At 37.7% G+C, this 6910-nt stretch carries 9 protein-coding genes; all 9 read left to right on the plus strand.

The features are described 5' to 3' along the window. A partial coding sequence (locus ACILQF_RS08900) for a methyltransferase domain-containing protein (RefSeq protein WP_395627066.1) occupies nucleotides 1-590 on the plus strand: 590 nt, incomplete at its 5' end. Between the two features lie 72 nt (nucleotides 591-662). Then, on the plus strand, nucleotides 663-1313 hold the full coding sequence (locus tag ACILQF_RS08905; RefSeq protein WP_395627067.1) for a peroxiredoxin: 651 nt from the start codon (nucleotides 663-665) through the stop codon (nucleotides 1311-1313). A 33-nt stretch (nucleotides 1314-1346) separates the two neighbouring features. After that, nucleotides 1347-2744 carry a rhodanese-like domain-containing protein gene (locus ACILQF_RS08910; protein WP_395627068.1) on the plus strand — a complete coding sequence of 466 codons (1398 nt, stop codon included), beginning with the start codon at nucleotides 1347-1349 and terminating at the stop codon, nucleotides 2742-2744. Nucleotides 2745-2866: 122 nt separating this feature from the next. Beyond that, nucleotides 2867-4282 carry a rhodanese-like domain-containing protein gene (locus ACILQF_RS08915; protein WP_395627069.1) on the plus strand — a complete coding sequence of 472 codons (1416 nt, stop codon included), beginning with the start codon at nucleotides 2867-2869 and terminating at the stop codon, nucleotides 4280-4282. 95 nt (nucleotides 4283-4377) lie between these two features. Further along, nucleotides 4378-5610, plus strand: a complete 1233-nt coding sequence (locus ACILQF_RS08920; protein WP_395627070.1) for an MFS transporter — start codon at nucleotides 4378-4380, stop codon at nucleotides 5608-5610. Nucleotides 5611-5728: 118 nt separating this feature from the next. Then, on the plus strand, nucleotides 5729-5965 hold the full coding sequence (locus ACILQF_RS08925; RefSeq protein WP_395627071.1) for a hypothetical protein: 237 nt from the start codon (nucleotides 5729-5731) through the stop codon (nucleotides 5963-5965). A 1-nt stretch (nucleotide 5966) separates the two neighbouring features. Continuing rightward, entirely contained in the window at nucleotides 5967-6287 is a 321-nt protein-coding gene (gene trxA, locus ACILQF_RS08930; protein ID WP_395627074.1) for a thioredoxin, read from the plus strand. 5 nt (nucleotides 6288-6292) lie between these two features. Beyond that, complete coding sequence (locus ACILQF_RS08935; RefSeq protein ID WP_395627072.1) at nucleotides 6293-6607, plus strand: rhodanese-like domain-containing protein; 315 nt, start codon at nucleotides 6293-6295, stop codon at nucleotides 6605-6607. An 85-nt stretch (nucleotides 6608-6692) separates the two neighbouring features. Then, a partial coding sequence (locus tag ACILQF_RS08940) for a rhodanese-like domain-containing protein (protein WP_395627073.1) occupies nucleotides 6693-6910 on the plus strand: 218 nt, incomplete at its 3' end.

Genomic DNA, 6910 nt, shown 5'->3' on the forward strand with positions numbered 1-6910 from the left:
ATCTGGGACAAGCCTTCTGGAATGACCAATATATTGCTCAAACCACTAGCTGGGATTTAGGACAAGTATCGCCACCTCTCAAAGCGTATATTGATCAAATAACTGATAAAAATCTTAAAATCTTAATTCCGGGCTGTGGCAATTCTTATGAAGCAGAGTATCTTTTAGAACAAGGATTTACCAATGTAAACCTCATTGATATCGCTCCAGAATTAGTAGAAAAGCTAAAAACAAAATTTGAAGCTAAGCCCAATATTAACATTATTTTGGGAGATTTCTTTGAACATGCGGGTGAATATGATTTGATTTTAGAGCAGACTTTTTTTTGTGCCCTAGATCCCATTTTGCGTAAAAACTATGTTGAGAAAATGGCTAGCCTATTAAAAAGTGATGGTAAAATTGCTGGCCTTCTATTTTCTAAGATTTTTGAAATGGCTGGCCCACCGTTTGGTGGTACAAAGGATGAATATCAAGAACTATTTGAAAATAAGTTCGATTTTAAAATTTTTGATGCTTGTTACAATTCATTCGATAAAAGATTAGGGAATGAACTCTTTATTGTTTTCACTAAAACGAGCCTTAAGGCCTAGTTTTAATTGTAACCTTTGTTACCGAGCTACGAAATTTTAGTCGCCATCTTTGTACAAAGAATTTAAAATATTATGGAAAATTTAGACACAAATAATACAATGCCAAGAATTGGTGATTTTGCTCCAGATTTCGAAGCTGTTACAACTACAGGTAATCTTAAATTTTCAGAATTTAATAAAGGAAGTTGGGTAGTATTTTTCTCGCATCCAGCAGATTTTACCCCGGTTTGTACAACAGAGATGAGTGGTTTTGCTTTGGAAAAAGATTTTTTTAGTGCCCACAACGCAAAATTAATTGGCTTAAGTATTGATAGTATACATGCCCATATTGCTTGGGTTAATGCTGTAAATGAAAAAACTGGTGTTTTGTTTGAATTTCCAATCATTGCGGATATTGATATGAGTGTTTCCAAACTTTATGGAATGCTTCAGCCAGGTGAAAGTGAAACTGCAGCCGTTAGAGCTGTATTTATTATCGATCCAGTTGGAAAGGTTAGATTGGTAATGTATTACCCTTTAAATGTTGGGCGTAATATGGATGAAATCAAAAGAACGCTGCTTGCACTTCAAGTTTCTGATGAGCATAAAGTAGCAATGCCTTTAAATTGGCAGCCTGGCGACAAGGTAATCGTGCCTGCACCAAAAACAATTGAGGCACTTGCAGAAAGAAAAAATAGTAATCTAGAAATGGTAGATTGGTACCTAGCTAAAAAAGAATTGTAATTAGATATTTAATAAAATTAAAACCCAAAAATTATGTTTTTTCAACACATTTATGATAAGAGTCTTGCACAAGCAAGTTATTTTATAGGCTGTCAGAAAGCTGGAGTTGCGGCTGTAATCGACCCAAAGCGTGATGTGGATACGTACTTAGAAATTGCTAAGGCGAATAACATGACAATCACTCATATTTTCGAAACGCATATCCATGCAGATTTTCTTGCTGGTTCACGTGAATTAGCCAAATTAACAGGAGCAGAAATGTTCTTGTCTGATGAGGGCGGACCAGGATGGGAATATGAATTTAAGCATCATGGCCTAAAGGATGGCGATAAAGTACAGATTGGTAATCTTACCATGGAAGTATTACACACTCCAGGTCATACTCCGGAAAGCATCAGCTTTTTGCTAACTGATAATCCTGCTACAAAGGAGCCTGTGATGTTATTTACCGGCGACTTCGTATTTGTGGGTGATGTTGGTCGCCCGGATTTACTTGAAAAAGCTGCTGGGATGGTCGGTACTATGGATGCTGGAGCAAAGGAAATGTACAAATCGATCAATAAATTTGCAGCTCTGCCCGACTATATCCAGGTTTGGCCAGGTCATGGTGCAGGTTCTGCATGCGGCAAAGCGCTTGGTGCTGTGCCAAGTACTACCGTTGGCTATGAAAAAGTGAGAAACTGGGCCTTTCAGTATGATAATGATGAAAAGGGTTTCGTACAATATCTTTTAGCCGATCAGCCTGAACCACCTAAGTATTTTGCAATGATGAAAAGTCTGAATAAGATTGATCGCCCATTGTTAACGGAAGTGCCTACTCTTAAAAAATTAAGTGCAGCTGATCTTAAAGATGCGATGGCTAAGGGCATGAAAGTGCTTGACGCAAGAGATAAAGTAGAATTTGCAGCAGGGTTTATTCCTGGAACAATGAATATTCAAGGTAATAACTCTTTCGCTACTTGGGCGGGATGGTTCCTAAAGTATGATGAGCAATTTATAATCTTAGCCGACGAATCTAAGTTGGATGATCTCACAAGAAAATTGATGCGTATCGGATTAGATAATATCTATGGCTATGTTCCTTCCACCTCAGTATGGACTGAAGCTGGTGGCCATTTGGAAAAAGCAAACGTAGTTTCAATTGAAGAGGCCAAAAACTTGATGAAGGAGGATGTGCAAATTGTGGATCTTAGAGGTGTATCTGAATATAACTCTGGCCATATCGCTCATGCCGACAATGTGTTTGTAGGTACATTGCCCCAAAATTTGGATAAAATCAGTAAAGATAAAAAGGTATTAATCCACTGTCAGGGTGGAGATAGAGCAGCAATTGCTTATTCAATCTTGATAAAAAATGGTTTTACTAATGTCTCAAACTATTCTGGTGGTATCAATGAATGGGTAAATAAAGGCGAACCATTGGTCTCCTAATTAGTAAATTAAATTGCTATTAAAAAGCTGTCAAATTATTTTTGGCAGCTTTTTTTATGTGCAACATATGTTACAAAATCAAGCCTCTTTATTCGCGATTTTTGTTTAGTTAAATAATGATCATGAAAATAGAACAGATTTACACTGGATGTTTAGCACAAGGTGCATACTACATCACAAGCAATGGCGAAGCTGCCATTATTGACCCTCTTCGCGAAGTTAAGCCTTACCTAGATAGGCTTACAAAAGATGGGGTTAAACTCAAATACATTTTTGAAACTCATTTTCATGCCGATTTCGTTAGTGGGCATGTGGATCTAAGTAAAGAAACTGGTGCTCCTATTGTCTACGGACCAAATGCAACTTGTGAGTTCGATTGTATTTCTGCCACTGATGGGCAGGAGTTTAAAGTAGGCGACCTAACAATTAAGGTTTTACATACCCCAGGTCATACAATGGAAAGCACTACTTTTCTGCTCAAGGATGAGAGTGGTAAAGATCATTGCATCTTTAGTGGCGACACACTCTTCCTCGGTGATGTTGGTCGCCCGGATCTGGCTCAAAAAGCAGCGCACATGACTATGGAAGAGCTTGCAGGCTTACTTTACGATAGCTTGATGAATAAAATTATGCCGCTTGCAGATGATGTTATTGTTTATCCGGCGCATGGTGCAGGGAGTGCTTGTGGTAAAAATATGATGACTCAAACCGTAGATACTTTGGGAAATCAAAAGCGCATGAACTATGCGCTTAATCAGCCAAATAAAGAAGCATTTGTGAAGGCTGTGACGGATGGTTTAACACCTCCACCTGCTTATTTCGGATTGAATGTGGCTATGAACAAAAAGGGCTATGAAAGCTTCGAATCAGTCCTAAAACATGGCATGAAAGCTTTAAGTCCGGATGAGTTTGAAGTCGCTGCCGAATCTACAGACGCCCTAATTCTAGATACTAGAGATAATAGTATTTTCTATCGCGGCTTTATTCCGCAGTCTGTGAATATTGGCTTAGATGGTGATTTCGCCCCTTGGGTTGGTGCACTTATTGTTGATGTAAAGCAAGCTATTCTATTGGTTACGGATGAAGGAAGAGAAGAAGAGGCCATAACTCGTTTAAGTCGTGTTGGATTTGACAATGTTCTCGGACATCTTAAAGGTGGTTTCGAAGCATGGTTAAAATCTGGTAAGGAAGCTGATATCGTAGATCGTATCACTGCAGAGCAATTTGCTAATGAAGTTAAAATTGGGCATGATAAAGTGGTAGACTTAAGAAGAGAGAGTGAATATTCTGCTGAACATGTTGAGGATGCATTTAATAGACCACTTGATTATATCAACGACTGGATTAAAGATGTGAACCCAAAAGAACACTTCTTTATACACTGTGCTGGTGGCTATAGAAGTATGGTGGCAGCCTCTATTCTTCAGGCTCGCGGCTATAGAAATTTTACCGAAATAGCTGGTGGATTTAAGGCAATAGCCGAAACTAATGTTCCAAAAACAGATTTTGTTTGCCAAAGTAAAACCATGCATTCTTAATAATTTCCCTACATAATGCCTATTAAAACAATTATTGGGAGCAGCGCTCCCAATAATTGTTTGTTTTTAATTCTATTTCCGTATATTACTATTGCATGCAAGGCTTAAAAGAAAATAAATTTCAATTTGCATTACTCGTATTGGTGAATGCCTTTGTGGGTGCCATGATTGGTTTAGAACGATCCATTATGCCTGGTTTTGGCAATGTGGAATTCGGACTAAGTGCCAATGCAGCTTTAATGTCTTTTATTATCGCATTCGGAATTAGTAAATCGCTAAGCAATTACGCTGTTTCTCAACTCAGCAAAAAGTTTAATCGCAAAACTATTCTTATAATCGGTTGGATTTTCGCTCTTCCAGTCCCTTTTATGCTCATGTATGCTCCTAATTGGAATTGGGTAATTGCTGCTAATATTTTGTTGGGTATTAACCAGGGACTAGCATGGAGCTCTACGGTAATCATGAAAATTGATTTGGTAGGTGGGAAAAATCGTGGCTTGGCCATGGGAATTAATGAATTTGCAGGTTATCTTTCAGTTGGTCTTGCCGCTTGGTTGGCAAGTTCCATAGCATCAGATTATGGCTATGCTTATTTTCCTTTTATTCCGGGTATATTATTTTCCTTTGCCGGATTGTTAATCACGGTATTCTTAGTGAAAGATACCACTCATTTCGTACAAACAGAAAGTTTGGTAAGTAAACTCCCTCTTTTTGATAATGTATGGAAGGAAACAAGTTGGAAGCATCAGAATTTAGGTTCTGTAAGCTTAAATGGCCTAGTTAATAATCTAAATGATGGAGTAGTTTGGGGCTTGCTGCCAATGCTATTGATTCAAAGAGGATTTAGCATTACTCAAATTGGCTTAATTGCCGCAATTTATCCCGCAGTTTGGGGCATATCTCAACTTTTTACCGGTAAATTAGGCGATAGTCACTGCAAAAAGCAAATTATTACCGCTGGAATGTTAGTCCAAGCACTAGCCATTTTAATTATTGCGATTGCCTCCTCTCTTCCATTTTTAATTCTTGCCTCTATTCTCCTTGGTTTCGGAACGGCTATGGTTTATCCTAATTTCCTCTCCGTAATTGCCGAAGGAACACATCCTAAACAACGTGCCGAAAGTTTAAGTATTTTCCGCCTTTGGCGCGATAGTGGCTATGTAATTGGAGCAATTTTAAGCGGATTTTTGGCAGACATGTTTGGCATTAGCCAAGCTTTATATATTGTGGCCGCCATTACCGCCATTGCTGGAATAATTGCCAACTACAGGATGTGCTGCACTACAAAAACCTTTTGGAAAAGCGACTATTGTGTGCCTACATACTAATCTGTTCTATATTCGCCCAGTAAAATCTCGCCTTTCTCATTTGTAACCTTTGTTACTTATAAACGAAAACTTAGGCACTACCTTTGTATAAGTTTTAAATTAATAGGGGGCTAAAACCATGAAAGATGTATTATTAAATAATTGGAGTATCGTTCGATTTCTTCGTTTAGGAATCGGATTGGCAATTATTGTTCAAGCAGTTGTAGCTACTGATATTTTATTCGGATTAGCAGGTTTGCTTTTTACAGGTATGGCACTCTTTAATGCTGCTTGCTGTGGCGTTGGTGGATGCGCTACTCCACCTCCGACAAAAAAATCAGCTTCGAAGGAAATCTCCTATGAAGAGGTAGTTTAACATAAAAGCTTTAAAAAATATAGACATGACATTTAATGAATTAATACAATCTGATAAGCCAGTGCTTGTAGATTTTTTTGCTGAGTGGTGTGGACCATGTAAAGTTATGGCCCCAATTTTAAAGGAAGTAAAACAGGAAGTAGGTGATGCAGCTAGTATTTTAAAGGTTGATGTAGATAAAAATCCGCAAGCCGCTGCCCAATTTCAAGTGCAAGGTGTTCCAACCTTAATACTTTTTAAAAATGGTGAGGTTTTGTGGCGTCAAAGTGGGGTAGTTCCCAAAAATGGTATAGTAGGTGTAATTAACAAGTTCTCAATCTAAATTATATGTTAAACTTTCTAAAAAAATTATTTACATCAGCCGAAAAGCCAAATCTTAAGGCACTTATAGAAGAAGGTGCTTTCTTGGTTGATGTGCGTTCGCCGCAAGAATATGCTCAATCTAAAGTGAAAGGATCTGTGAATATTCCACTCGATAGTATTTCTCAGCAGATTGCTAAATTCAAAGACAAAAAACATATTATCGTATTCTGCCGTAGTGGAAATAGAAGCTCACAGGCAAAAGCTATTCTGCAAAGAAATGGATTTACGAATGTAGTTAATGGTGGAACTTTCGGAAATGTAAATCAATTTGTAAAATAAATCGAGCATAAAAACTGTAAATAGATTAATCATTGACTTGGATAATCTATTTGCGATAGGCTTAATCATTAATAAATTACCTAATATGAAATCAATTATTGTAGACGTAAGATCGGTTGACGAGTTTAATATGGATGGACATGCTCTGTGTAGTGTAAATTATCCACTAGATCAAATAGAAAGTCATATCGATACTTTGCGCGAGTTCGATGAAATTATTATGGTTTGCAGAAGCGGAAATCGTGTAAATATGGCCATGGCTATGCTTGCGGCACATGGCATCACTAATGTGATCAATAAAGG

The sequence above is a fragment of the Daejeonella sp. genome (assembly GCF_044232565.1).
Taxonomy (GTDB): Bacteria; Bacteroidota; Bacteroidia; order Sphingobacteriales; family Sphingobacteriaceae; genus Daejeonella.

Bases quoted from the DNA above. Each gene is read 5' to 3' on its own strand.
- ACILQF_RS08915 (WP_395627069.1), top strand. From the start codon at position 2,867: ATGAAAATAGAACAGATTTACACTGGATGTTTAGCACAAGGTGCATAC.
- ACILQF_RS08935 (WP_395627072.1), top strand. From the start codon at position 6,293: ATGTTAAACTTTCTAAAAAAATTATTTACATCAGCCGAAAAGCCAAAT.
- ACILQF_RS08910 (WP_395627068.1), top strand. From the start codon at position 1,347: ATGTTTTTTCAACACATTTATGATAAGAGTCTTGCACAAGCAAGTTAT.
- ACILQF_RS08920 (WP_395627070.1), top strand. From the start codon at position 4,378: ATGCAAGGCTTAAAAGAAAATAAATTTCAATTTGCATTACTCGTATTG.
- ACILQF_RS08905 (WP_395627067.1), top strand. From the start codon at position 663: ATGGAAAATTTAGACACAAATAATACAATGCCAAGAATTGGTGATTTT.
- ACILQF_RS08925 (WP_395627071.1), top strand. From the start codon at position 5,729: ATGAAAGATGTATTATTAAATAATTGGAGTATCGTTCGATTTCTTCGT.